19 protein-coding genes are annotated in these 24,378 nt (G+C 57.2%); 8 read left to right on the top strand and 11 right to left on the bottom strand.

The genetic code is table 11. The annotated features are described in order from the left end of the window. Nucleotides 1–216: 216 nt before the first annotated feature. Both DQ393_RS29550 and DQ393_RS29545 read left to right on the top strand, forming a co-directional pair. On the top strand, nt 217–2,514 hold the full coding sequence (locus DQ393_RS29550) for an AAA family ATPase (RefSeq protein WP_112345273.1): 2,298 nt from the start codon (nt 217–219) through the stop codon (nt 2,512–2,514). Between the two features lie 54 nt (nt 2,515–2,568). Then, on the top strand, nt 2,569–3,441 hold the full coding sequence (locus tag DQ393_RS29545) for a hypothetical protein (RefSeq protein WP_112345272.1): 873 nt from the start codon (nt 2,569–2,571) through the stop codon (nt 3,439–3,441). Between the two features lie 416 nt (nt 3,442–3,857). On the opposite strand, the gene DQ393_RS29540 is transcribed toward DQ393_RS29545, so the two are convergent. Both DQ393_RS29540 and DQ393_RS29535 read right to left on the bottom strand, forming a co-directional pair. After that, the gene (locus DQ393_RS29540) at nt 3,858–5,717 is read right to left on the bottom strand and encodes a cell wall hydrolase (protein ID WP_112345271.1); all 1,860 of its coding nucleotides are present in this window, start codon (nt 5,715–5,717) and stop codon (nt 3,858–3,860) included. Then, nucleotides 5,714–6,874 carry a peptidoglycan-binding domain-containing protein gene (locus DQ393_RS29535; protein ID WP_181592437.1) on the bottom strand — a complete coding sequence of 387 codons (1,161 nt, stop codon included), beginning with the start codon at nt 6,872–6,874 and terminating at the stop codon, nt 5,714–5,716. Before DQ393_RS29535 ends, DQ393_RS29540 begins: the two co-directional genes overlap by 4 nt. Before the next feature lie 1,184 nt (nt 6,875–8,058). Between DQ393_RS29535 and DQ393_RS29530 the strand changes: the two genes are divergently transcribed. After that, the gene (locus DQ393_RS29530) at nt 8,059–9,129 is read left to right on the top strand and encodes a hypothetical protein (protein WP_112345269.1); all 1,071 of its coding nucleotides are present in this window, start codon (nt 8,059–8,061) and stop codon (nt 9,127–9,129) included. 6 nt (nt 9,130–9,135) lie between these two features. Here the strand turns inward: DQ393_RS29530 and DQ393_RS29525 are convergent, their stop codons facing one another. The 4 genes from DQ393_RS29525 to DQ393_RS29510 all read right to left on the bottom strand — a co-directional run bounded on the left by DQ393_RS29525 (nt 9,136) and on the right by DQ393_RS29510 (nt 15,586). Continuing rightward, nucleotides 9,136–11,853 carry an ATP-binding protein gene (locus tag DQ393_RS29525; RefSeq protein ID WP_112345268.1) on the bottom strand — a complete coding sequence of 906 codons (2,718 nt, stop codon included), beginning with the start codon at nt 11,851–11,853 and terminating at the stop codon, nt 9,136–9,138. Beyond that, nucleotides 11,850–12,899, bottom strand: a complete 1,050-nt coding sequence (locus DQ393_RS29520) for a hypothetical protein (protein WP_112345267.1) — start codon at nt 12,897–12,899, stop codon at nt 11,850–11,852. Before DQ393_RS29520 ends, DQ393_RS29525 begins: the two co-directional genes overlap by 4 nt. Then, nucleotides 12,896–13,918 carry a trypsin-like serine peptidase gene (locus DQ393_RS29515; protein ID WP_112345266.1) on the bottom strand — a complete coding sequence of 341 codons (1,023 nt, stop codon included), beginning with the start codon at nt 13,916–13,918 and terminating at the stop codon, nt 12,896–12,898. The genes DQ393_RS29520 and DQ393_RS29515 overlap by 4 nt, the downstream gene beginning before the upstream one ends. Nucleotides 13,919–14,536: 618 nt before the next feature. Beyond that, nucleotides 14,537–15,586 (bottom strand): IS110 family transposase, encoded by a 1,050-nt coding sequence (locus tag DQ393_RS29510; RefSeq protein WP_112345265.1) that lies wholly within the window; start codon nt 15,584–15,586, stop codon nt 14,537–14,539. A 706-nt stretch (nt 15,587–16,292) separates the two neighbouring features. On the opposite strand from DQ393_RS29510, the gene DQ393_RS29500 reads away from it, so the two are divergent. Genes DQ393_RS29500 through DQ393_RS29485 form a run of 4 tightly spaced genes read left to right on the top strand, consistent with a single transcriptional unit; the run spans nt 16,293 to nt 18,372 of the window. Continuing rightward, nucleotides 16,293–16,583: a type II toxin-antitoxin system Phd/YefM family antitoxin gene (locus DQ393_RS29500; protein ID WP_112345264.1), complete on the top strand. Its 291-nt coding sequence runs from the start codon at nt 16,293–16,295 to the stop codon at nt 16,581–16,583. After that, a complete protein-coding gene (locus tag DQ393_RS29495; RefSeq protein WP_112345263.1) occupies nt 16,580–16,957 on the top strand; it encodes a type II toxin-antitoxin system VapC family toxin in 378 nt (125 codons plus the stop codon). The genes DQ393_RS29500 and DQ393_RS29495 overlap by 4 nt, the downstream gene beginning before the upstream one ends. A gap of 6 nt (nt 16,958–16,963) precedes the next feature. Continuing rightward, on the top strand, nt 16,964–17,218 hold the full coding sequence (locus tag DQ393_RS29490; protein WP_432422045.1) for a type II toxin-antitoxin system Phd/YefM family antitoxin: 255 nt from the start codon (nt 16,964–16,966) through the stop codon (nt 17,216–17,218). Further along, nucleotides 17,215–18,372 (top strand): site-specific integrase, encoded by a 1,158-nt coding sequence (locus DQ393_RS29485; protein ID WP_112345261.1) that lies wholly within the window; start codon nt 17,215–17,217, stop codon nt 18,370–18,372. The genes DQ393_RS29490 and DQ393_RS29485 overlap by 4 nt, the downstream gene beginning before the upstream one ends. 100 nt (nt 18,373–18,472) lie before the next feature. Here the strand turns inward: DQ393_RS29485 and DQ393_RS29480 are convergent, their stop codons facing one another. The 3 genes from DQ393_RS29480 to DQ393_RS29465 form a co-directional block, all read right to left on the bottom strand. Continuing rightward, nucleotides 18,473–18,886 carry a type II toxin-antitoxin system VapC family toxin gene (locus DQ393_RS29480; protein WP_112345260.1) on the bottom strand — a complete coding sequence of 138 codons (414 nt, stop codon included), beginning with the start codon at nt 18,884–18,886 and terminating at the stop codon, nt 18,473–18,475. Further along, nucleotides 18,883–19,134 (bottom strand): AbrB/MazE/SpoVT family DNA-binding domain-containing protein, encoded by a 252-nt coding sequence (locus DQ393_RS29475; protein ID WP_112345259.1) that lies wholly within the window; start codon nt 19,132–19,134, stop codon nt 18,883–18,885. The genes DQ393_RS29480 and DQ393_RS29475 overlap by 4 nt, the downstream gene beginning before the upstream one ends. 1,257 nt (nt 19,135–20,391) lie before the next feature. Next, on the bottom strand, nt 20,392–21,099 hold the full coding sequence (locus DQ393_RS29465) for a TetR/AcrR family transcriptional regulator (RefSeq protein WP_245430491.1): 708 nt from the start codon (nt 21,097–21,099) through the stop codon (nt 20,392–20,394). Nucleotides 21,100–21,113: 14 nt separating this feature from the next. Here DQ393_RS29465 and DQ393_RS29460 point away from each other — a divergent pair, with 14 nt between their 5' ends. Then, the gene (locus DQ393_RS29460; RefSeq protein ID WP_112345256.1) at nt 21,114–22,154 is read left to right on the top strand and encodes an aldo/keto reductase; all 1,041 of its coding nucleotides are present in this window, start codon (nt 21,114–21,116) and stop codon (nt 22,152–22,154) included. Between the two features lie 298 nt (nt 22,155–22,452). On the opposite strand, the gene arr is transcribed toward DQ393_RS29460, so the two are convergent. Both arr and DQ393_RS29450 read right to left on the bottom strand, forming a co-directional pair. After that, nucleotides 22,453–22,875 carry an NAD(+)--rifampin ADP-ribosyltransferase gene (gene arr / locus DQ393_RS29455; RefSeq protein WP_112345255.1) on the bottom strand — a complete coding sequence of 141 codons (423 nt, stop codon included), beginning with the start codon at nt 22,873–22,875 and terminating at the stop codon, nt 22,453–22,455. Between the two features lie 473 nt (nt 22,876–23,348). After that, nucleotides 23,349–24,290 (bottom strand): LysR family transcriptional regulator, encoded by a 942-nt coding sequence (locus DQ393_RS29450; RefSeq protein WP_112345254.1) that lies wholly within the window; start codon nt 24,288–24,290, stop codon nt 23,349–23,351. Nucleotides 24,291–24,378: the final 88 nt, after the last annotated feature.

Genomic DNA, 24,378 nt, shown 5'->3' with positions numbered 1-24,378 from the left:
TGTCGGTCAGCCACTTTCACGAAGTAGACATATCGCGGCCCAGGCCGTGATTACTTTCAATGAACATGGCAGTTCCAAATTTAATTGGGCGTAAGTCATTTCAACAAAAAACCACTCTCGCTATCTTTTGAATGGGCTGGCGCCATGTCCGGCCTATTCCTCGATCCGTAGCTTCGCAACCTTGACAGGATAAAAATAGGCTGTGAATTTCAACTAATGGAGATCATCGCCAACATCCGATCAATGCAAGGTATGGGCGTTTATGCTGACCGGAACGCGCGGTCCACGTCACTCGAGCTGCGCCAGTATAATCTTATTTACGGTTTTAACGGGTCAGGCAAAAGCACGCTCTCGCGCTTGTTCTCAAGCCTCCAAGCGGGAGAGCTGCACCCGAAGTTGCCTGACGGCTGTTCATTCGAGGTGGTGCTGGACGATGGTGCCGCATACGGTTGCCCATCAAACCCAAGTGGCCTCGAACAGCGTTTGTTGGTGTTTAATACCGATTACATCGAGCAGAACCTGCAATGGACCGCAGGGATGGCGAACCCGGTCTTCTACATAGGAGCCGAGCAGGCGGATTCGGCCGCTGAGCTGACCAAGATCGAAAGTGAGATCGTGAAGGCGGAGACTGCCAAAGCTGTAGCGCTCGAGGCGGAGAAAGCAGCTGACAAATCCTTCGCGACCTTTAAACGCGAGCGCGCAAAATCGATCGCTTCTCATCTTCATTTGGGGAGTCGCAAATATGAAGCCCCAAGTCTAGTTAAGGATTTCGAGGCTTGGAAGGATGATGACGGCACTCCATTGACCCGAGATGAAGTGACGGCCGCTGAGGATATGCGGCGCTTAGACGAACCAATGCCGCGAATCGCACCGATTGCCTTCGATGCAGCAAGTATAGGCGCCGCGTACCGGTTTATCGTCGACATCTGCAGTCAGTCACTCACTACAGTCGCGCTTGATGAGGTGCAACGTTATCCCGATATGCTGCTATGGCTGAAGCATGGTCACGATTTTCATCAAGCGAATGAAGTGGCGGACTGCCTTTATTGCCGGAATGCAATCTCAAGTGAGCGACGCGCCCAACTAACCGCCGCGCTTGACGACCAAGTCGACCAGTTCGTCGCACGCCTCGACAAGACCGCTGAGCGCCTCGACGCGGTGATCGCAACACTTACAGGTATTGAAGAGCGCGTACCATCGAAAGAGGCGCTTACCCCCGAGCTGCGAGAAGGCTTCAGTGAAGCGAGAAAGTTGGTCTCACAAGAGGTCAGAAACGCGATTGCGCACCTTTCTGGCCTGCGAGGGGTCCTCGATGCCAAACGCACGCGCCCCGCATCGCCCGCAGATACCGGCAAATTGTCGACTGAGGCGGACGTCATCGCAACCGCAGAAGAATTGGCTAAGGCGATCACAGTCATCAATGAGGCGCTCACTACACACAATGATATCGTCGATAACTTTGCCAAGCACAGAAACGCCGCCGAGATGGCGATCCGTCGCCATTACCTGCTTGAGTGCCGCACCGATTTTGCTCAGCAGGCAAACGACCTCGCTGACGCGGCCGCCAATGTTATCAAGGAAAATGATACGCTGGCCGCATTGAGACGGGCCGCTACCGACCTGCGACAAAAAATCAGGGTACACGGTCCGGCAGCAACGGCGATTAACAAGCTGATAGCCTCCTACCTCGGGCATGCAGAACTGACTATCCATCCGGTAGAAGAGGGCTACCAGCTTCATCGCCACGGCACGCCGATCAAAGGGATGCCGAGCGAAGGAGAAAAGACTGCAATTGCAATCTCATACTTCCTGTCCTCGATCGAGGCCGAAAATCGCAAATTAAAGGACGCCATCGTCGTCGTCGACGACCCCGTATCAAGCCTTGACACCAAGGCGCTCAATTTCGCTTGCTCACTTGTTCGTAGCAGGCTCGACAAGGCCAGTCAGGTGATCGTGCTTACCCACAATCTCCAGTGCATGAGCGAGTTCCGGAAGGCATGGAAAAACAAGGCGCGTCCCCCTGAAGGCAAGGAGCCGACAGCTACTTTCTTATTCATCGACGTCGCTGTTCCGGAGGGCCAAATTAAACGATCATCGACGATCGTCGAGATGTCAAAGCTGCTTCGGGAATATGACTCTGAGTATCATTTCCTCTTCAGCCATGTCCTTCGCTTCATCGAGAAGGCGGGTGCCTATGACGATCACGGGTACATGATTCCTAATGTCCTGCGCCGCGTCCTCGATGTCTTCCTGGCATTCAAGTGCCCCGGGAGCTCCGGGCTAACCGGCCAAATGGCCAAGCTTTACGCCGACTATCCAGAGCTCGATCGAGACAAGTTGACGGCGCTCGAACGATTGGCTCAAGTCGAATCGCATTCGGACAATTTGGACGATTTGCTATCTTTCTCTTCAATGACCCTGGAGGAAACACAAGCCGCCGCCGGCGCGCTAATAGAGATGATGGAGCAGGTCGACAGTAAGCATTTGGCAGGTTTGAAGAAACTCTGCCGATAACGCGCGGTTGTGACAAAGAATAAGCGGCCGCCCGAGCTGGCAGGAAGAGCGCAAATGAGTTCAGTGAAAGAATACATGCACGAACTCTGGTCTCAGATCGACGTCGAGGTCAGCTTCGTGTGCCCTCACTGCAAAAACTCGACGGCAACTTGGTTAAAAGTTGCCGGGGATCAGGAGACGCATTTCGAAGAGGTCGCCTGCGAGTTCGACGACGACGAGGAAGGCTGGACTGTCATCATCCGTCACGACGAGAACGGCTGGACGGCCGAGCTTGAGGACGCCCCGGACGTCGACGTCACAATAAAGGTCGACGACAGCAACTATGACGGCTGGGACGAGCCCGAGCCGGAACCGCGTGCCTACGGGATCTTCGCCGGAGCGATGCGGGACTGGAAGATCAACGTCAATGAACTGAGTACCGTCGGCGGCGCGGGCAGCAAGAACCGATTATTGTTCGTCATGCTGTATTCGATTCTCGAAGTCTACCTGTCGGACGCCATCATCGGCGCGGCGATGGAAAACGTGGAAGTGCAGCGGAAGATGCTGAAGCTAGAGGGGCTGAAAGACAAACAGATCAGCCTCGCAACTATCCTTGATCGACCGGATATCGTGCGCGAGATGGTGAAGACGACGCTTCAAGGGCTGTCATTCCATAAGCTGGTGCCGATAAATGGCGTGTGCGAATCCGCGTTCGGGAAGCCGATCCTGCCGCGAGACAAAGACGACCGAGCGCTAGTCATCAAGTCCGTCGACAAGAGACACGACTGCGTCCACCGCAATGGCGTAGACAGAGACGGCACTTCTCATACCGACATCTCGCGGGACTATCTGGAAAAGCTTGGCGGACTGTTCGGAGAAATGGCAGAAACGCTCGAAAATGCGATCCGCGACCAACAGGCGAAGAGGTTCTTCGACAACCTCGAATGATTTTGATCGACCAGGTTAGTTCTGAAGCGATTGCGCCCAGCTTGGTCGCCGGCTGCTTTGATGCACATCATGGGTAGAGATCGACGGTCGCGGCAATCGCAATCACTCCGAAACAGTGTAAGCGCCGTCTCCGCCCTATTGGATTGGTTGTATTTTGAGGCTTGTTGAGTGGGAGCGTCCACCCCATCGCTCACGAAAAGGACGCGTTCATCGCCGAGTTGAAGGAACTTTCGTGCGCCGATGGTCGTGAACCTGCCGCTCAAGGTTCTTGATCACGTCTGCCTGCTTTCGCCGGCCGCGCATGTTTGCTCACTTAAGCTGCTTCGCCCCGCCGCATGCGTCCCATCCCCGCGAGAGTGCGGAAGGCAGGACCAAATCGCTCGGTCAGCAGCAGTACCACGTCGGCGTCTTTTCTTTTAGACCACCGCAAAATGGATATGGTTTCCGTGCTGGTTAATTGTGGCTTCGTCGTAGGAGAAAGGTTTCCCGCCATTAAAATTAAACCGATTCGTCTTTTCGCCGATCTTGCGAGAATCGAAGATGATCTCATCAATTTTGAACTGATCGACGATCGACTGGATTGCGACCTTGGGCAACAGGCTGGAAGCAATATCTTCATTGCCGATATCCACCGCTTGTCCTGATTGATGGAAGCTGCCGCCACCGGGGCGAACGATCGAGCTTATCTCGATGAATGTATCGACAACACCAGCAAGGTGGAGAACCAGTCGACGGAGGGACGGTGTTGCCGTGCCGGGGCCGGTACCGAGCAACATTCCACGCAACTTGTCTTTGGGAGGCTGGAAGCGAATCTTGTTGGCGGCGATATATTCACGCAGAAGCTTTATCACATCACTGTCGTTCGTGGGGACAGCGACAGCGGCTAGTGCGGATCCGTCGCCGTCGAAGGCGTGACCTTTGCCCGCATGAAAGATTATGTACGGTCCTGGAGGCTTGTATGATCCCCCACCCTTCGTCGGGAAACCATGATAATGTACGAAGTTGGTTTCAGGATTGCCGGCGACGAAGGTCGGGTGAGCCTGCACCTGCTGCCCCCAGCTTGGACTGGATGAATGGGGATTGAAAAAATGCATTGCGCCTAGGATCAGGCTCGATCCTCCGGATGCACGCCTTCGCAAATGAGCATCAACGATGGCAGAGACCTCCGTTGACGGCGGCAATTCCCGCCAGGTCTTGTTTGGAGTCTCAGAAATTGGCGTAAATTGAGATTTCTCTTCGATGACGGCCTGGATAGTATTCTCAAATTCGGAAGAATCATCGACGACCCGATTGAAAACAGTATCCACAACCGCTCCCACCCCATCAGCAAGGACCTGCTCGCCAAACTGCTTGAAAACCCCGACCTCGGCGCTGCACAAACGCGCAAGCGCGTCGATGTCGTCCGGCTCGACCTTGATGACCACGCCCTTAAAGTCGGCGGGGATATCATTGAAACTGGCATCTGAATCTTCAGGCAGTTCGACAGGAAAATCGCGCAGGAGTTTCACCGCTCGTTCTAGCCCTGCCTGGAGTGACGTCCTGCAGCGCTCCAGAAACAAGGAAACGTTGGCATTCCCGCCTTGATTCATCGTGAGCAATTCACGGCCATCCAAGAGGTTTGCGCTGAGCCCGAGCTTGCCGAAGATGTCTGAAAGCGTTTTCTCCTGTGCGGACGGTTCTCGCAGCGCAATTGCTGCCTCGGTTCCAAAGACATGAGCCAGGTAGAGGTCGAGTGTGGTGATAAATCGTCCAAGTCCTTTCGTTAGAGCATCGGCATCCAGCACGCTTTCAAGCCCCACCGCCAGGCACTGCTGATCGGGAAAATTCGCACCGGCTTCGCGTAAGCCCAGTTCTCGCCCTCGATCGCTATCCGCGATCGATTTCCAACCATCCACGGTGAAGCGATACGGCGCGCAAGCGCCGGAGTTATCGGGGTTTGCTGTGATAATACCATTTCGCCAATCGTCTCGGCTCTCGACGTGAGCAACAGCCAACAAATAGCCGGCATTCGTCTGAAGGTCTTTGGCAACGGCAACGCTGACCGCCGCCAGTTCAGTTTCGCCGATTGTGCGGGCGAGTGCGCTGTCCCTGACATTGTCTGAACGTGTCCACCCTTGGGTGCCCTTGTCTTCGACATTGACCCACTGCTTGCCGTCGGCAGACGTCGCTTCGCCTAGCTTGGTCAACTCTGCGTCGGCCATCACGCGATGCTGTGTTAGCGTTCCGCCGGGGGTCGTTCTGAGAAAGAATTCGAACTTTGCGATTACGATAGTCACGACCGTCCCTTCACAATCTCGTCATAGGTCTTGGTGTCAAGAAATCCTGTAATGGGAAGTTTTCTGTTGTCTTGGAACGCCTTGATAGCCTCGCGCAGATTGGGTCCGAACTGGTCGTCTTTTTCGATCCTCGCGACGACATCGGGAGCTATCTTTTCCTCAGTCATGATCCGGATAAAGTTGTCCTTGAACTCCACGACATTCTGGGGCTCCGGGAAAAGGAACATCTCGAAAGTATGGTTCTGCCAGGAATTGCAACGCGCGGCGGACCCCTTCGACAGGATGGCTAGGCGCTGATCGGGACTGTTGAGCGTCTTAGGAGAGTCGCCGCTTGGAATTGTGACACGGCGTCCCCAAGCGAGCTTGAACTGTTCAATGGCAAGCCTTGTCTTGCTCTGGTGATTTCCGAAGTTTCCGTCGTCGGGAACGCAAAGGGCCTGCTGAATTCGCTTGCCGTCTAAAAGGTCAATCTCTTTTTCGTAACTTGTGATCGCACCGGCAATCCTTGTACCGCCCTTCGGCACCGCGACAATGGGAGCATCAGGATCTTTCGGCACGAACCTCGCCTGACCGTGCTCACTTGCCCTCAATGCCTCGTTGGCGGAAACTTGCATACCGCCTACGGTCAGCAACTGCGGCGCCGCTAAATTGCTCGAGGTATCCGCAACAAAGCCCGTGTTATCGACGGCCCTGTCAATGAGCGACACGATCGTCGGCACGCGGCAAAGGTCCAGATAGCCGGCAACTGCGTTCATGGCCAAGACTTCTTGGTTATAATCGCCGCCATTCTTTATCGTCTGTTCCCGGTAAGCTATCTGGGCTCGAGTTACCAATTGACGAACGCGTGATGGCCCCAGATCAACCAGGCGGAGAATTTCGTAGTTATCGATGGACGACTTCGCAAGCCCTAGCGATGCTGCGACATAGCCGATCGCTTCCAGAGAGGTGCCGGCAATAGACATGATTGCCATTGCCGCCGTACCTGTGTCCGAGATCTGGTTGCGTGTTGCGCGCAACTTCCGTTCGGCGACGAAAAGATTATCCAGGAACGGTGTGCAAAGATCCTCGTCAACGTAATCGTAACCGCCCAGGACGACAAGTTTCCATTCGGGCGAGCCAGGACTCGGCTTTACAGATAGACCTGAGTACTGAACCATCGAAGCAACGACGCCAACGCGATTGGCTGCGGAAGCTTTGACACGGTCAGCTCGAAGTACCATTGAAGGTTGGGAATCTGTCGTACACGAGCTTACGAAGAGAAGCGTCATCAACGTTACAATCAGACGAAGTCTTTGGGCGCTTCCAAAAAATCGTAACATTCCGTCCCTCTGTTTTCTCATTGCAATTTTGCAGGAAAACCCCGGCACGACGGACAATCCACGGAGGTGGAACTAGAAACATACCGATTCGGATGAGTGCACAATATTAATCCGCAGTTATACACACAAAAGATGCATGGCATGAGCCCTTAAAGTATTTAGCTCTTTGATAACGACGTTTTGGCCGCGCGATAGCTCGAGCGGCGTCCGAGGACTGTACGCTGCCAATATTGGATGTACCGGCAAGGCTCCTGGCGCCCTGGCAGCGCAGTCGTCGGCAACGGGCGAAAGTGGCGATGTGATTGTCGTCTCTGGGCTCTGAGCCGTCGGGGCTCGCCGGCAGGTGCTGAATAAATAGCTCGGCCTTGAGATTTTCTTCCCCTCTTTCGCTATCCCCTCTTCAGCGGTCAAAACGCACCCGCTGCGCGTTCGAAGACTGGATGGCAACGAGGCCCTGCCGCAATAAACGGCTATCTTTGTTTGATGAACTGGTTTGAATTGCCCGATAAGTGCCCCCCAAGCTAATTATCCGTTGCTGTGCCGCCACGCTGATATGAAGGCCTGCGAACTAAAGTGCTACTAATTCTGATCACGGGCGACGGATGAACATCTGGATCTTTAGAGTTGATGGTTGCCACGGCCACTCTTGCCGAGTGCGCCGGCGGTCTGCCCCATCCGGCCTATGGACCGTCGATTTCTGGTTGTTCCCCACAGGCGAGCTACTATAACCTGTACAGCATGCAATAATGTTGTAATCTACCGGTCGCAGCGTGCAGCCGGCAAATTCGTGCATCGCGGGCGACGACGTGCGTTGATTTGTCGGCCTTTCGGCCGCGATCACGCCCGTTGAAACCCAATCCTTGAATGTTCTTCCAAATCTCCTGCTTTCTACGTTTGACGTGAAAAGCGCGAGGGACGGTGAGCAACAACCGCGGTTCGCAATGAGATGGCATGCTGACGATCAATGAGGTTGCAGTCTGAATCGGGGCGCTGGCCACGGGAAAACAGGGGAGGGATTTGGAATGCCAGGACTATTCAAATGGCTGAATGATTTCTTGCATCAGAAGGCGGAGCACAATACGCAGATTCGCCTGGATCCAAGCCAGATTTTGACGAATGATAACGTGACGATCCAGGCAGTCGGCGAAGAGACCTACATCCGCCTTTGGCTGGTCGAAATGTTTCTCCGCGACAAGTCAAGCTGGTTCACGGAACGCTATCCATTGACGTATTCATTGGTGGAAATGAGCTATGGCGGCACATCGATCGAGTTTGCCAACGTTTCCGGCAAGAACCGCCTTGACATCCAGCAGACCGATCTTGGCAAGTCGCTGCTGTACAATTATCCGATGACACCCTTGCTCCCATTCCGAGGAGGTACGATTTCCCTTGACTGCGGTCTGGTTTCGATGGCGTCCGATAACACGATTCTGAAGTTCGCCGGTGTTGTCAGCGAATTCGCCAGCAAGCTCGGTGGAGCGCAGATTGCAATGGCGGCTGGTATCGCCAGTTCGATCGCGTCGAGTGTTCAGGATCTCTTGGGTGCCGGCAAGGCCGTTTCGAAACTCTACTATCATAACGCCTTCACGGGCAGTAACGGAGCATCACCTTTGGCATCCGGGTACATCTGGCTCTCCGAGGGAAAGGAGGGCAAGATCGAAGCAAACCGGCTTTGGATCACGTCGGAGGGCATCCGCCAAGCTGACACCAAAGAGGGTTCTTTCAAGCCGCTGGAGCCGCAGGATTATATGCTGGTGCGTATCGAATGCGTTGCCGAACGTGACGATTATCGCGCGTTCGCTTACGTCAGCGATCCCTTCGAACAGGCGCTCGATGCCAAAGGCGAAGGCGACGATGAAAAGGGGAAAATCCTTCTTCGCCAGGCTAAGCGGGCCGTGCAGAAAAGCGCCGACTTCACGAAGCTGGATGCCAAGCGAATCATCGCTGCCCTTGATGAGGCATATGCGAACGATGGCTGGATGCCGGCTAAATCGTCGCCATTTCAGGAGTATGTCGATCCGCTTTCCCAGGCGATCGACCTTGTGTCAATTGACCGGGCCAGATCGTTGCCGGACCTTGACGAGCTCGACTGAATAGCACTAGGAGCCGGTAAGCTTTAGTGATGCGTCGACCTCACGGCGCATCGCGTCGATCAAAAGCCTGACAAGCTCAGGTTCGCGCGAATACAGCGCCTTCGAGGCCCGCCTGTTGATTGATGCCGCAGATCCATCCGCCGGAACATCTGGTGCCAGATATTCAGCAAGGCGAATCCGATGGCCTGCTGTCTCATCAAGCCTGCTGAGGAAAAACTGGTCGGTGTCCATCAGAAAAGAACCGAGCTGAAGCAGGAACGTACCTATTCCGTCCCGCGGTATATCAAAAATCTGTTCAGCGAGCTCCGCTACCGCTTCACGCGCGGTCACCGGACGCTCAAAAAGATCCGTGTCTGCTTGAAGGACTAAAGCAGTCGCTCTTTTGATTGCGTCCTGCCGCGGCCGCGAACCGCGCCGCCGGCGCGACCTGAGGACGCCGATGGCTGGTGCAACCTGATCGACGGCGCGCGCGTTCTCCGCGGCGACCTCCGCCAGGCTCCAGAACTCACTTGCGACATGATAGTTACCGCGGGCCTCAAGGAGGGCCGCGGCAGTGGAATAGACGCCAAGTCTCACGATTGACGAAACACGGCCACGGCTTTGCCGCAGTTCGATCGCCCCGGCAAGTGCCTCATCGCTTCGCCCAGTTGCCAGCAGCGACTGCACATAGATATCGCCCAGCGGCGAGATGGCGCTCTTTTTCACTTGTGCTCGCTCGAGGATGTCCTCTAGGTTTGCATTCCCAGACTGCAAGCGTCGCCGCGCCTCCAAGCGAAATTCCTCGTAGCGTGAGGCGTCGCGTTCGATCGATCCTACAGCGCCGCCAGCCGTCCTGGTGCGAACATAGCGAGCACTTTCGAGGGGGAGTTCCTCAACGGCACCTCGCAGCCGTCGTCCAGCCGCAGCCGTCCAGCGCTGGTCCAATACCTCCGCATCCTCCTCTAACTGGAGACGCGAATAAAGCTCCTCTGCCCGATACAGAGCGGTGTCGGGTCGGCGAGCATAGTATTCGACCGCCAACCTGTGCACCATTCGGAAGACCTCCGGGTCAATGTCCCGCACGAGATCGTCTAGCATCTCGCTGCGCACATAGTCGATGTGCCAGAGAGCGTCTGGGTCGCCCTGATCGGTGAAGAAGAGTTGTGCCTGGTCTTTGCGGGCCTCAGTCATGATCGCCTCGGCCGCGGCAAGTCCCTTCGGCAATCCGCAAGCGTCCGCCAGCACTTCGGAAATCAGCTCCGCGCTGAGCCGACGCAGGAGCAGACCGGGCTTCGCAAGCTTCTTCAGGGGATCTCGAAGACGGTTGAGAACGCGCTCGTACAAGATCGCGTCCGACCCGAGCTCTTCGCTACTGCATTGCTCCAGCCATGCTTTGGCGTCGAAGGACTTGCTGTCGTGACCCATAAGCGCGACAGCCAAGCGCAAACGCAGCGGCATGCGACGGAGCGCGACTTGAGCCTGATGAGCAGTTTCATCGTCCATCGCAATATTTCGTTCGGCTGCTGCCCGTTTCAGGTACAGGATTGATTCCCGCTGTCCCAGTCTACCAAGACGCGGTTGGGCGGCAGGCTTTCGGGTCCACTTGTTGGCGAACTCGCTGGGCCGGGTAAACGAACGCGATGCGTAAATCTCGAAGACGTCGGCGCCTGAGAATCGTAGCATTTCGCAAAAATCCCGCAAGCCCTGGGCTGCGGTCGGGTTGTAGCTGTCGACCTTCTCGAACGTATCAGCGAACACGGCTATCAGCGGGGGCTGCGTCTCATCATGCGGCAGGTGACGCACCATCTCGTCGACAATTCTCTGGTCATCGCGTGTGGCTTCCTCGCCTCGAATTGCCAAGCTGACGCCTTCGAATGCAAAGCTTGCGGGTATGCGGGCCAAATCCATCAACATATTTGCCTGATGCGGCAGCCACCATTTTCCGACCTGCCGCAGCGCATCGGTCACAAAGGTGCCCAAGCGCGCATCCTGAAGGTCGAAACGGTCGAAGTCAAAGTGCAGGATAGCCAGCGGCCGACGGCTAGGGTTCGGGTCGCGCAGGCGGTCGAGCAAAAACTTTGCAACCGTGAGAGATTTGCCGATTCCACCCGCCCCGGAAAGAAGGATCGACGGACGGACATCGCCCGCCATATCCCACAGGTTTTCAAAGACGCGCAGCAAGCTGCGGCGACCGACGAATTTGGCGAGGTCTGGGCCAGCAAGATAGGCTTCGAACGAAGCAATACGCTCTTTGCGCTCGATTTCTGCAGCCGTAAATGGCAACTCGACACCGGCGGCCTGAGCCCAGGCCGCCGCCGTGCGTAATGCCAACAACTCCTGAGGGCTGGACAGCGAACCAACTGGCAAGGAGTTCAGAAGCGCGTGAAACAGTGTTTCCGTCAAGGTGTTCGGCCCGCCCGCGGTCTTCGTCAGGGCGCGCACAAGCTTCACGCCTGCGGTCTCCAGGAGATTCAGGCGGGATTCGCTTGTCAGTTCCCGGGCCGGTTGCCCGTTGCGATCGATTACTGAAGACGATGCACGTTCGAGCTCTGCGGCTGCATGCATCGCCAGCCGAAAAGATGCTCCGTCCGCATCTGGATGGCGCTCGAACCAGTCGTCGATAAGTTCGTCTAGCCGCCACCGCTCCTTAACGGCGGCGGCGAGAAGAATGTCCTTAGCCTCGCTTCCGAGCTGGAGAACTTGAGAAAGAGCCGTCGATCGCGAAGGTGCCGGGTTCTCCGTCATAGAATTCGAACCTCCTCGCCCAATGCTAGAAGAAGTCTTTCGATATCCGGAACATTGTCAGGCCAAAGGCTGCTGCGCGCAGCAGCATGAATGCGGTCGACGCGTTGTTGCAGGACAGCAGCATTCAGTGGAGGATTGCCGATCTTGTTGATAGCTTCTGCGGCAGCGGTCAATTCGAACGGTAGGAACTCGGAAAGCTGTTCAATCCTCGGCTTGAAAGCATTGCTCAATTCAAAATCCGGTCCCCACCCAAGGACGAAAATCGTGCAGTTGGTGAAGACGTTGTCACAAGCGGCCTCGCACAGCGCCTTGATGAATGGCCCGATTGCAGGATCCACACGTTGATCGACGCTGTCAAAAACGAGCCAGAGACGTTGTCTTGGGGGACGCTCTGCTAGAGCTTCGGCGAGAGCGGTCGCGTACCTTTGTCCTTTCACTTCAGGCGTTACGCCAATACAGTTTTTTGCCGCAAAATCGGTGAGCTGCGCTTTCTCGACGATGCGGTCGACCAGGCTCTCAAGGGTCTGCTCCTCGGCGATCCAGGCTTTCAGATCGAGTTTGATGCGCTGAATGCCGTTCTCGTCGGCAACGTGCCGGATCAGGTGCCATGAGTGCGTGCGGCCGGCCTTGCGCGGCCCGGAAACGCCAATGACGGGCCGAGGGAAGCCGTGCACGATAATGTCTTCTAGGGTGCCGCGCAGATGGGTGCGATCGATAATCACCTTGATGTCGATCAGGATGACGTCGGCCAACGTCGCGGGGATCGGACGCTCGAGCCTCGCTATTAGCTGCTGGACAGCTGCAACGCTCGGGTTTTGGCTAAATCGCTTGCAGAGTTCTTTGGCAATCGCGCAACATTTCTTGTGATCTTCCTGGAGGTAAGTCAGGCACCGCTGGATAACCAGCGGCTTTTTCTTCGGCTCGGTGATGTCGTGCAGCGAAACCTGGATCGTGTAGAACACCTCTTCGATCGTGTCATTGTCTGGACACGAATCGAACAGCTCGAAAAGAGCAACCCTTTCCGGTACGGTGAGCGTCACATTCATAGCGATATTCCTTTGGCCCGAGCGTCTGCAATGATCAGCGATATCGGGATCGCCTGATTTACCGCAGATGTTTCATAACCGGCATGATGCAGAGCAACCGGAGAGAGATCAGCATCGAAGATTGGAGCGCCCGACGAGCCATGCAAGGTGTGAGCGGAGTGGCGGATGCGTACAGGATTTCGCCAGGTGACCGACCCAAGATCAAGGCGCATGGGCATGGCGTTTGGATGCTGCAGGATCAACAGGCCTTGGTCTACGATGAGCTCGGGTGAATTCTCTAAAAGACGGGTCATTCCCCGCGGTTCCCCAGATTCGACGATCGGCTGGTCAGCGATTCTTTTGGCGAGCCTGATGACGGCATAGTCAAGGAACTCCGGCGCCGTATTGGCAGGCTCAACGGCCTGATCGGCTTCGGCAAACGGACTGGAAGCGAGTACCCGCGTGGCTTGAACCGGCATGACAGGACTCATCACGCGTTGGGCGGTTTCACGGTGGTCGAACTCGCAAACGACATTGTTCAGGCTCTCGCCATCAGCCGCAATAGCCTTTTCGATCACATGGTGATTGGTCAAAACGATGTCTTCGCCGATCAACATCCCCGTCCCAAAACGTCTATTGTCGATGACGATGCGACACAGACTATTCTCGCGCACGGCGAGCTTACGGCGAAAATCGCCTGGATCCTGGCCGACCGTGCCGCCCTGCAAGGGACGGGCAAGTGCCTGGAGCACAGAAAACGCTGGCAATTGGATCAGCCCCGCGGCCTCCGCCAGTTCGGTGAACTCCGGGACGCTCGGCCGCGCATCGCGGACCGCGGCGACCAGATGTTCGATCTCGTATTTGGCGTTGTAGTGCTCTACGAGTTTGAAGACGCGATAATCATCTGTTTTACTCGAAGCAACAATTGCGCCGTATCTGACGCCAAACCGTACAGAAAGCAAAATTTCCAGTTCATCAGGCACAAATGCGGCCCGGATCGAGTCATACAGAAGATTGATCTGAGTTTGTGAGAACCGCACCCATTCCTCCAATTAAATATATCTTCAATTCAATCGAATTTCAGTCAGTGTGCAATAGTGATTCTCATCAAGCGCAATTGTAAAGTGCATTCAGACATAATTGTATTAGCGCAAGACTGCTTGCGTTTCCATGAGGTCGCCGGGTGCCTCTCCGATCAGCCGTTGACTGGTCTCATACAGCCTGGCCTGAGATCTCGTTTCGACGCGACCTTTGGCAAGCCCGATCGCCTGCGGTCACGAGCTCGAAGGGATCATCGCCAAAGAACACGACAGCGCCCATCGAACTGCGCCTCGCGATGGCCACGCAAAAAGCCGGACACCCTAGCCGGTACTCGGGAAGTCCGTCCAAAGTGCTGAATGAGGGTCTTTCCGAGTCAATCCCTTATGAGCTCAATCCCTCGCCGAGTGCTTGCTTCTGTCCGCAGTCGACGCAAGGTCGCTGCTGTATGGGGTCTGCTGAGGAGCGGTTGGCCAATCTAGAGACGCGCAGTCGACTAGTGCTGCTTCCCTCACTGCGGCCTAACCCATCCATCGTCCCGGCGAAGGGACCTTGCTCGGGGGGCTGATGGTATGGCCCGCCCGAAAGCTTGTCTTGTTACATCCTTTTCACCCTCCTCCTCAGCCGGCCATGGCTGGCGTGGCCTTGCGAGGAATGAAGTCGGTTCCGTCTCTGAGCATGCGGTGCAACACCACCGCCAGCTTGCGGGCCAGTGCAACGCGCGCTTTTCTGGGTCCCGCCCGTCTTGCGACCGCCAGCGCCCAAGTCTTAAGATCCGAGCCTTTGACCGGCCGGGTCAGGATGACGTTGGCCGCCTCGTAGAGCGCGGTTCGCACACCCACATCGCCGATCTTCGAGATGCGACCACTGTAGTCGGTCTCGCCCGATTGATACTTCTTCGGTGTCAATCCGAAATGCGGCCCCACCGCTCGGGATGATCGGAAACGCTCAGGCGCGTCGACGGCCGACACAGGAGCGTCAACGGCCGACACAAATGTCAACGCCACCAGAACGCCAACCCCGGGAGTCGTCATGAGCCGCCGCGCACTATCGTCCTGACGGGCCATACCACGGAGCCTTCGTTCGAAACAGTCCGCAAGTGCGTCGCGCACCTTCAACAACGATGCGGCAATCGCCTCCAAAGTCGGATGGCCTTCAATCAGCTCGCGGATTCGTGCTGCATAGGTGCGTCGCGTGGTCGGCCCTACCTTGAGGCCGAAGCCGCGCAGTATGCCACGGATGCTCATCTCGATGTCGTGAAGTTTTCCTTGGATGAGCTTGCGTGCGGTCAGCAGCACACGCACCTCCTGGGCCGGAAGCGATTTGCAGTGGACCGGCCTGAACCACCTTAGCCGCATCAACTGCGCAATGCCCCGTGCATCCTTCTTGTCGGTCTTAACCGGCATCGTCTTGAAGGCCGCCCGCACGTGGCGCGTCTCGATCAGTTCGACCGCCAGACTCGCCCTTGCCATCCCGGCATGGAGCCACTGCGACAAAGGGCCTGCCTCAAGACCGATCCGTTCCATCGCAACGCCGTGCTCGCCAAACCAGGCAATCAGCGCTTCGGGCTCGCTCAGTATCTTTGCTTCACGCACAATGCGGCCATCCGCATCCACTACGCACACATTTGAGTATTCCAAGGATACATCGATGCCGGCATACTGCTTCATGGTCGTCTCTCCGCGATGCTATGGAGCAGGCCCTTCCTGACTCCGCGACACCATCATTGTGAGGGACGACCACCAAGCCTTCAAACTCGGCTGGCTGGGCTCCGCCCGTTACACCAGTTGGTTATCGGGATCTTCTGAGAGATACCTTACGAGTAGCTTGGAAACCCCTCAAAGTTTGCGACTCTTGATGTGGGTTTCATTTTGTCATTTCAAACGGCAAAAGGTCATGCGCCGGTTACGTTTAACCAATTGATCAAGGTCGATTTTCCGCTAACGATTTCATTGAGCTTTTCCTTTTGCCGAAGCGATCTCAGGATCAAATTTCAAAGCCGGCACGCGCAATTCCAGGCGAGCAATGGTCAACAGCGCGTCACGTGGCGCCTGAGTTGGACAGGATTCTTAACGACAGCAGTCTGAAGCAGGCAGCCACGCTTCAATTGAAATCGGGACGGAAAAGCTACATCAGCCCTTTTACCCGATGTCGGGCCGAAATTTCCCAGTTTCGACATCATTAACCATATGAATTAACGCTATTCTTTCGTCATAATGAATCGAAATCGATGATTGTTTCTGTTGGTCAGACGACAGCTTTCTGTGCCTCTTACCATCGATAAGTATCAAGTATCGATAGTGAGGCGTACACACGGCTTGTACGCGAACATTCACGATGCTACTGTAGCTTCAAAAGCCATTATCGGAGCGCACAATGCCTCAGACCAGCTACAAGATCAGCGAAGCGCGCAAGAATTTCGCCGAGGTGCTCGAACGAGCCAACCAGGGTGAGGAAATTGTTATCATGCGCGGCAATGAAGTCTACGCCCGCATCGGCCCGGCCGACGGTGGTAAACGCCCGTTCGGCCTGCTGCGCCAGCGTGGCCTGCCGGATAACCTCTTCGACGATGTCGACACTGAGCAGGCGGCGATCGACGCCGGCGACTTCAACGACGATGTCGGCATCTGGCAGGGCGGGCCAGCCGGGCGCGAGCCCAAGCCATGAAGGTGCTGCTCGACAGCCACGCCGTCTACTGGTGGACGATCGGCAGCCACCGGCTGTCCGGCACGGCCCAGGCACTGATCGAGGACAAGGCCAACACTGTCCTCGTCAGCGCCGTCTCCTTCTACGAGCTCGACAACAAGATGCGCCTCAAAAAGCTAGACCTGAAGCCGCAGGAATTGCGTGCCGCGGTCACCGCCAGCGGTTTGCAGACGCTCGCCATCAGCGATCTGCATGCCGAGCTGGCGGCAAGCTTCGACTGGGATCACCGCGATCCCTGGGATCGCATTCTCGCCGCCCAGACACGGCTGGAGCACTGCACCTTCTTGTCGCTGGACGTGGCTTTCGACACTGTGCTGCACGAACGGGTCTGGTGAGGGGCAATAGCGATGAAGATTTTTGCGGATATTCTGGAAGCGGCGGAACGATTCGAAGAGCTGGTGGACCTCGCCCGGCGCAATGACGAGATCGTCATCTGCCGTGCCGGGCAGCCTATCGCCGTCCTCACGGCGCTCCCGAAGCAGGGCCAGAGCGCGGTGGATGATTTTCTTGCGCTGGCAGCCGCGGGCCGCCCGGCAAACGGTGATCAGACGTCGAACCACGACGATCTCTATGACGAGCACGGACTGCCGAAATGAGCGGCGCGTCATCAACTTCGGCTGAAAGGCGCGTCGAGGAGCTCGATGCGCTCGACGCCATCCTGCCCTCTGATCGCCGCGATCAGCTGGCAACCCTACTGACGGACGAGGACGTCGCCACCCTCAAGCATCTGGCCAAGGAGGGCATGGGCGCCAATACCCTTCGCGCCCTTGCCTCCGATCTCGGCTATCTCGAAGCCTGGTGCGAGCTCGCCACCGGCGCGCCCCTCCCCTGGCCGGCACCGGAGAGCCTCTTGCTGAAATTCGTCGCTCACCATCTCTGGGACCCCGTCGAACGTGTTGAGGATCCTTCCCACGGCATGCCGGATGACGTTGAGATGGGATTGCGTGCCAAGGGCCTGCTGCGTGTCGATGGCCCGCATGCGCCTGACACCGTGCGCCGGCGGCTGACCTCCTGGTCGATCCTGACGCGCTGGCGCGGGCTGACAGGATCATTTACCGCCCCTTCCCTGAAATCTGCGCTCCGGCTGGCCGTGAGGGCCAGCTCTCGGCCAAGGCGGCGCAAGAGCAAACGGGCCGTCACCGGTGATGTCCTGGCAAAGCTGCTGGCCACTTGTGCCGGCGATCGGCTGGCCGACGTCCGCGATCGGGCCCTGCTGATGACCGCCTTTGCCTCCGGCGGTCGCCGGCGCTCCGAGGTCGCCGACCTGCGCGTCGAGGATCTGACCGACGAGGAACCGGTGCATGCCGATCCGAGGAATGCCTCCTCCCCTCTCCTGCCGTGTCTCACCATCAATCTCGGCCGCACCAAGACGACGACGGCTGAAGACCGAGTACATGTCATTCTGATCGGCCGGCCGGTGGGGGCGCTCAAGCAGTGGCTTGCGGAGGCCAGGATCGACACCGGACCGGTGTTCCGGCGCATCGATCAATGGGGCAATATTGATCGGCGAGCACTGACGCCGCAGTCGGTCAATCTGATCCTGAAAACCCGATGCAAGCAGGCCGGTTTGGACCCGGAGGTGTTTTCGGCGCATGGACTACGATCGGGGTATCTAACCGAGGCGGCCAATCGCGGCATCCCCCTGCAGGAAGCCATGCAGCAGTCGCTGCACAAGTCGGTCCCGCAGGCGGCAGGTTATTATAGCAACGCCGACCGGAAGAATGGGCGGGCCGCGCGTCTGGCAATGTAGCCGAAACTGACCAGCCTTTCGGCATCCTTATGGCCGCATCAATATTTTCTTCCGCTGACCGGGCAAACAACTCCACCACATTATGGGAGTGGGCAGATATCTACTGTGCTGCACCATCAGGACAAAGCCGCGCCGCCTGCCCCTGCTCTGTAAGTAGTTCAACCGCCTTTTTATCGAACGAAACGAAGGTTTCGCCACCTAGCCAATTGCCCTCATAGGCCATGATACCGTCGGCAAAATCTCCGCCGGCCTCAAGGATCGCAAGCCCGGCCTCGACAGCCGGTCGGTTCATGACCACATTTCCGGCATCCAGCAAATCGCGGATCGTCACGGCGACATCTTCTTTCGACAGCTTCGCCCCCCGGCGCAGTATCCAAACCAATTCACACATGCATGGCAGGGAAACCGCGATGAGCGAGGCCTCTCTCAGGAGCTTGCTCGCGGCGCGGCCTTGCTCTGCATCGTCCTGCAAAACGGCACGAGCCAGCACATTTGTATCGACGGAGATTTTCATTCGTCACCCGCCCAACCAGCGGCGGCAAGCTCATTCATTTCCTCAATCGTTATCGGCTTTTTAACCTTGCCCGCATGCCGGCCGATGAAGGTATCAATCGTTCCAGTGGGCTTTGCAGCTTTCACCCGAAGCTCGCCGCCAGGCAGTTTGTCAAAGTCAATGCGTTCGCCCGGCTTGATGCCGAGGTGCTGCAGTAAATCCCGCTTTAATGTGACCTGCCCTTTCATCGTTACCGTTAGGGAAGTCATAAGGACACTCCTTTTCGCTGAGTACTATGAGATAGTAATTAAAATTCACATTACCAGCAAGCAAATCAAGAACCTTCCTGGCCAGCGTCCCAGCCTCGACCAATATGCCGCGTGGGCCGGGTGCTTGCTCACGCGATTAGAAACTTCCGGGCCGATAATTCCCATCCCGCTCCCTCCTCTTAGCGTCGCTGCCTGCCAACAACGGCGCTCCCGTGTCTTCCCATGAGGTGGCAAGTTTTCGGCATTTCGGCCGCAGAGGCCTACGGACAAGCGTTTCACTCCCAATGTGAGTAACCGCTAGCATCGCCCGCAAAACGCGCAGTTTGGAATTCCAGTTTGGTCCTAAAACACGCTTAAAACTGGTCGTTTTCTCATGGAAAAATCCAGGAACACCGCCCCATCCTTCATCGTGTCAGTGTCCGAACAGTGTCTTGTCCACCTAGCCAGCATATCCCCGAGCTTGAAGTGAGAACCTGGGCCTGCGCCTCGACCTTGTCCTTGCTGAAAGGTGTTACCGTCTAGCGATGCCATCGCGGGCATGAGGCCTAAGTCCGTACTTGGTCGCGACTTTCGTCCGTATTCACGAACAGCGCTCATGGCATACTACATCCAAGGCGTGGATCAACGCCTCGCAGTTATATGTAAATCAGGATAGAAAGCCATGAAAAGAATCATAATCGCGGCGCTAGCGCTCACAACGACTTTGGCCGCCTCGCCGGCATTCTCTCAGGTCTACTTTGAATACGGAGTTGGGCCTCGCTACGACTATGATCGGCCGCCACCACGCTATTATCGCGATCCCCCTCCCTACGCATATGATGGGTACTATGATGGCCCTCGCTATCGGTATCATCACCGGTGCTGGACGGAAAGGCGCTACGGCTACCGCCATCATCATCGGGTCGTAGTGCGCGAAACCGTTTGCGAGTAGTTCGTGCGAAAGAGCGTAGTTCTGGTTCGGCCCGAAATGCGAATGGTGGCATTCACAAAACCGTCACACAATGATAGATTGAAGTGCGCAAGTTACTGAACTCCAGTTCACACCCGGCTCGCGCGTTCAACAGTGCTCCTGTTGCTGCCCTGCCTGGCCCCACCAGGCAGGGCTTTTTGTTGAGGCAATTGAAGCTTCAATTGGGCGGCACAGTTTGAAGAGCGGATGATTTTTCGCTCATGTCGCTAGGCCTTCCCACAAACCTCGGCCCAGATTAAATTGAGCCGCTTTTGTGCCCCTCACGCGTCGCGGGACCGGCTGATATCTCATCTGGTCCGCGTCTTTACGACCTCGTGGGCGTCAGCAAATGCGGCCCGCACAGCTTCAAGCACCTCGTCCGACAGCGAAGGGTTCGCCTTGGCCACGGCCCGAGAGATGGCGAGAGCGCCGATCTCAGCAGCAGTAGCGGCAAGCGCCAGTCTTCGACGGTTGGACCCGGGGATCGAAGGTTCGAGAGAAGCTTCGTTCATTGAGGCCCAGGTCATGAACGCGCTGGTAAAACTCTCGCTGACGGCCTCATCATGGTGGCTGATTTCGCTGACGGACGCGGCCATCGGACAACCGTCGGAGACCTTCTCGCGCATATAGGGAGAAAGATATCCGTCAAGCAGTTCCTCGAACGCCATGTGTCTGTCGCCGATCCATTCGCGCGTGGCTTCCATGTTGGCCGCGAAGCCATGTGAAAATGCCGCTGCGGCAAGCTCATCCTTCGACTGGAAATGCGCATAGAGCGCGCCGTGCGTGAGCCCAGCTTCCTTGGCGACCTCTGCGACGCCCACTCCGTCGATCCCCCGCTCCCGAAAAAGACGGCTGGCGGCGCTGAGAAGCGCATCCCGGTTCTCTGCCGCCTTCTCCCTCGAAACACGCATAAAAAACTCTCCGATCCAAGTTCCAGATTTTTTAGTTGCGATCACAATTAAAGTCAAGTAGTGCTCTCGACGGCGATACATTGCGATCGCAATTAAAAAATCCATCAGGAGAAACAGACATGCGCTACAAACTTTTCGGCCAGCACACGGGTCTGCGCGTTTCCGAGCTGGTGCTCGGCACTGGCATGTTCGGCACAGGCTGGGGCTATGGTCAGGAGCGCGGCGAGTCACGTCGCATCCTCGACGCCTATGCAGATGCAGGCGGCAACTTCATCGATACGGCCGGCGTCTATCAGGGCGGCCAGTCGGAAGAAATCATCGGCGACGCGTTGGTCGGCCGCCGTGACGATTTCGTCGTCGCCACCAAGTACACGATGCCCGCCGGCGCCAAGGACGGCATCGTGGTCACCGGCAATAGCCGCAAGGCGATGGTCGCGTCGGTCGAGGATAGCCTGAAGCGGCTGAAGAGCAACTATATCGACATCCTGTTCGTCCACATGTCGGACGGTGTGACGCCGGCCGAAGAGATCGTGCGCGGCTTCGACGATCTCGTGCGCGCCGGCAAGGTTCTCTACGCCGGTCTGTCGAACTTCCCCGCGTGGCGCGCCGCGCGCGCCGTCACCATCGCCGAGCTGCGCGGCGCGGCTCCGATTGCCGGCCTCCAGTTCGAGCACAGCTTGGTGGCCCGCTCCAGTGAGCAGGAGCTGCTTGCTGCCGGCCAGTCGCTCGGTCTCGGCATGGTCTCCTGGTCGCCGCTGGGCGGCGGCCTTCTTACCGGCAAGTATCGCCAGGGCGAGACCGGTCGTAAGGAAGGAATGGGCGGCAATGTCTTCCAGCAGGAGAATTCGCCACAGCGCACGGCGATCCTCGACACCCTGATCGAAGTCGCGAGCGAGCTGGGCGTCGCGCCGGGCGAAGCCGCGATCGCGTGGGTCGCTGCCAAGGGCACGCTACCGATCATCGGTCCACGCACCATCGAGCAGCTCAACTCCAACCTGGCTGCCGCGAAGGTCACCCTGTCGACCGAGCAGATCGCGCGCCTGGATCAGGTCAGCGCGATCCCGACGGCCTTCCCCTACAACGTCCTCGAGGGCGCGCGTCCGGGCTATACCGGCGGCAAGGTCGAAGAGTTCACCGCTCCGGCTATTTCCGCCGCCTGATCCGGGCCGACGATGACCGAGGTCCTCGACAGTGTCTCCTCAGGCGATGAGCCGGTACCCGGACGTATGCCTTTGAACGCATGGCGAGGACCGTCCTGCCCGCGGGTATCTGCGACAGAGTAATTGATCCGAATTGATCAACGGCGACGAAGGTTCATATCCTTTTTTCCGGGCGAGGAAGCAACTGTACTTTGCGTCTTATTTGGCCGTTGAACCAGGCTGCGAGATGTCCTCAAAGCCGCCGTTCTGGATATGGGACCAGTTGTCTAACTCGGGGTGGAAAGCTGACCATCTCGCGTCAGTTGATGATGTCGCCTCGTTCGTCTGAGCGCAGTGCGGTTAGCCGTTCTCTCCATACCTGTAGTGCTTCAGGCGTCAATCTGGTCCAATGCGTGATTTCGCCGACGACTTTGAGCGGTGCGCTGCTGCGATACGATCGAGTGGGGTTGCCGGGAAATTTCTTGTCGGTGACGTTCGGGTCGTTCTCGAATGTCCCTGTGGGTTCTACGACGTAAACACGTGGGACTGCGCCGCCCCCGCTGAGTTCGGCCGCGATTTCAGCGGCAAGTCCGGCACCGTCCAGAATGGCAGTGAAATAGATATGGTTCATCACCACTTCAGGACGATAATTCGACCGGTATCCTGCGGTGAGGAAATCACCCACGCGCAAATCCGCGATTGTTCCATGAAAGAAAGGCCCCTCATCCAGCACTTCCGTCATCGTGATCGTCCTTCTCTTATACGTCTGCTTCTGGCAAGACGGCCGGGGTAGGTTCGGTCTACTATCGTACCGATCCTGATTTCACTGAAGAAGACTGTGTCACGTTTCGGACCGGCTCCACCATCATTTCGTCTGCCAGATTCAATTTCCGTGTATTTCGCAATCACTGACCCAACCCGCCAGCCAGAGCTTCTGATCTCTTCGGAAAAGACTTGCACGCGCTTGACCGTCGAGGCCGCCCTCTGCTTTGTTCCCAGCTACAGGATTGTTTCGATAACCTCGCCGGCCTCTACTTTCAAATCCTCGCGACTGAAATGCCATGCCACATTATGGCGGCGGCGGAACCGCAGGCGACGTCGCGCAGCTGCTGCCGGCCGCCGATCACCGAGCCTTCAATCTGCTGATATGCCAGATCGGCTGAGAACAGCGCATCATACGCACCGTCGACCTGATAGTACCCAGACCCCGCAACACTACTGTCCGGCAAATACCACTTCATCCCAAGGTGGGCGTGCCGGGAAAACCTCATCGAGAAATGTCAGGAATGCTCTGACATTCGGATTGGCGCGGCGGCTCTCCGGCCAGAGCGCAATCATGCTGGAGCGGTCAACGGCGAAGGCGGTGAGGATCGGCACGAGTTCGCCGCGTTTCACATATGGCGCGGCGATGTAGGTTGGAGAGATGCCGACGCCGCCGCCGGCGACGAGGACAGCGGCGACACCATCGCTTGTGTCCACCGTGATCCCAATCTCTGGCGTGGCCTCGAAGACGCGTTTTCCTGATGCAAAGGGCCAGCGAAGTGTCTGGCCCGAGCTCTGGAAGCGAAAATTGACGCAGTCATGCCCCGTTAACTCGTCAGGATGTCGAGGCGTACCCCGTCGTCTCAGATAGTCGGGCGAAGCAAAGGCGCAAAGGCGATGCGGCGCAAGCCGTCGGGACTTCAAGCGGGAGTCGGCCAGCGCTCCAACCCGAATGGCGACGTCTACACCCTCTTCGATCATGTCCACGAACTGATCTCCCAGGCGCAGATCGATTGCGAGTTTCGGATGACGTGCGCGCAAGCGAGGGAGCGCCGGGCCGAGTATATGCACGCCAACCGGAAGTGGTGCGGATATCCGGAGAATGCCGGACGGGTCGGCGCGGGCAGCCATTGCGGCCTGCTCGATATCCTCGGCTTCCCGCAAGAGACGCAGCGCGCGATCGTGCAGATCGCGGCCCTCCGGCGTAAGCGTCAGAGAGCGCGTGGTACGGAGGAACAGGACGATGCCGAGCTGCTGCTCGAGCCGCTGGACGCTCTTGCTGACGGCCGACGGTGACACCGCGAGCGCACGGGCTGCCGCCGTGTAGCTTCCCAGGGATGCGGCCCGCGCGAATGCAATCAGGCCCGTGAGACGTTCTATACCGATTTGTGCCATGGTGGCATGAGTAAAGCGAATAGCGGGCCAATTATCAATCGATCCAATTGGAATTAGCTTCTGGCCGTCGGCGCAATCGAGCGCCTTC

This window comes from Martinezella tropici (assembly GCF_003287875.1).
Classification (GTDB): domain Bacteria; phylum Pseudomonadota; class Alphaproteobacteria; order Rhizobiales; family Rhizobiaceae; genus Rhizobium; species Rhizobium tropici_C.
The sequence above is the reverse complement of the archived record's forward strand: the minus strand, read 5'-3'. Positions and strand labels throughout refer to the sequence as shown.

Excerpts from the sequence above, each read along its gene's own strand:
- DQ393_RS29550 (WP_112345273.1), top strand. The coding sequence starts at position 217 with ATGGAGATCATCGCCAACATCCGATCAATGCAAGGTATGGGCGTTTAT.
- DQ393_RS29545 (WP_112345272.1), top strand. The coding sequence starts at position 2,569 with ATGAGTTCAGTGAAAGAATACATGCACGAACTCTGGTCTCAGATCGAC.
- DQ393_RS29535 (WP_181592437.1), bottom strand. The coding sequence starts at position 6,874 with ATGGTTCAGTACTCAGGTCTATCTGTAAAGCCGAGTCCTGGCTCGCCC.
- DQ393_RS29530 (WP_112345269.1), top strand. The coding sequence starts at position 8,059 with ATGCCAGGACTATTCAAATGGCTGAATGATTTCTTGCATCAGAAGGCG.
- DQ393_RS29525 (WP_112345268.1), bottom strand. The coding sequence starts at position 11,853 with ATGACGGAGAACCCGGCACCTTCGCGATCGACGGCTCTTTCTCAAGTT.
- DQ393_RS29520 (WP_112345267.1), bottom strand. The coding sequence starts at position 12,899 with ATGAATGTGACGCTCACCGTACCGGAAAGGGTTGCTCTTTTCGAGCTG.
- DQ393_RS29510 (WP_112345265.1), bottom strand. The coding sequence starts at position 15,586 with ATGAAGCAGTATGCCGGCATCGATGTATCCTTGGAATACTCAAATGTG.
- DQ393_RS29500 (WP_112345264.1), top strand. The coding sequence starts at position 16,293 with ATGCCTCAGACCAGCTACAAGATCAGCGAAGCGCGCAAGAATTTCGCC.
- DQ393_RS29495 (WP_112345263.1), top strand. The coding sequence starts at position 16,580 with ATGAAGGTGCTGCTCGACAGCCACGCCGTCTACTGGTGGACGATCGGC.
- DQ393_RS29485 (WP_112345261.1), top strand. The coding sequence starts at position 17,215 with ATGAGCGGCGCGTCATCAACTTCGGCTGAAAGGCGCGTCGAGGAGCTC.
- DQ393_RS29480 (WP_112345260.1), bottom strand. The coding sequence starts at position 18,886 with ATGAAAATCTCCGTCGATACAAATGTGCTGGCTCGTGCCGTTTTGCAG.
- DQ393_RS29475 (WP_112345259.1), bottom strand. The coding sequence starts at position 19,134 with ATGACTTCCCTAACGGTAACGATGAAAGGGCAGGTCACATTAAAGCGG.
- DQ393_RS29465 (WP_245430491.1), bottom strand. The coding sequence starts at position 21,099 with ATGGATTTTTTAATTGCGATCGCAATGTATCGCCGTCGAGAGCACTAC.
- DQ393_RS29460 (WP_112345256.1), top strand. The coding sequence starts at position 21,114 with ATGCGCTACAAACTTTTCGGCCAGCACACGGGTCTGCGCGTTTCCGAG.
- arr (WP_112345255.1), bottom strand. The coding sequence starts at position 22,875 with ATGACGGAAGTGCTGGATGAGGGGCCTTTCTTTCATGGAACAATCGCG.
- DQ393_RS29450 (WP_112345254.1), bottom strand. The coding sequence starts at position 24,290 with ATGGCACAAATCGGTATAGAACGTCTCACGGGCCTGATTGCATTCGCG.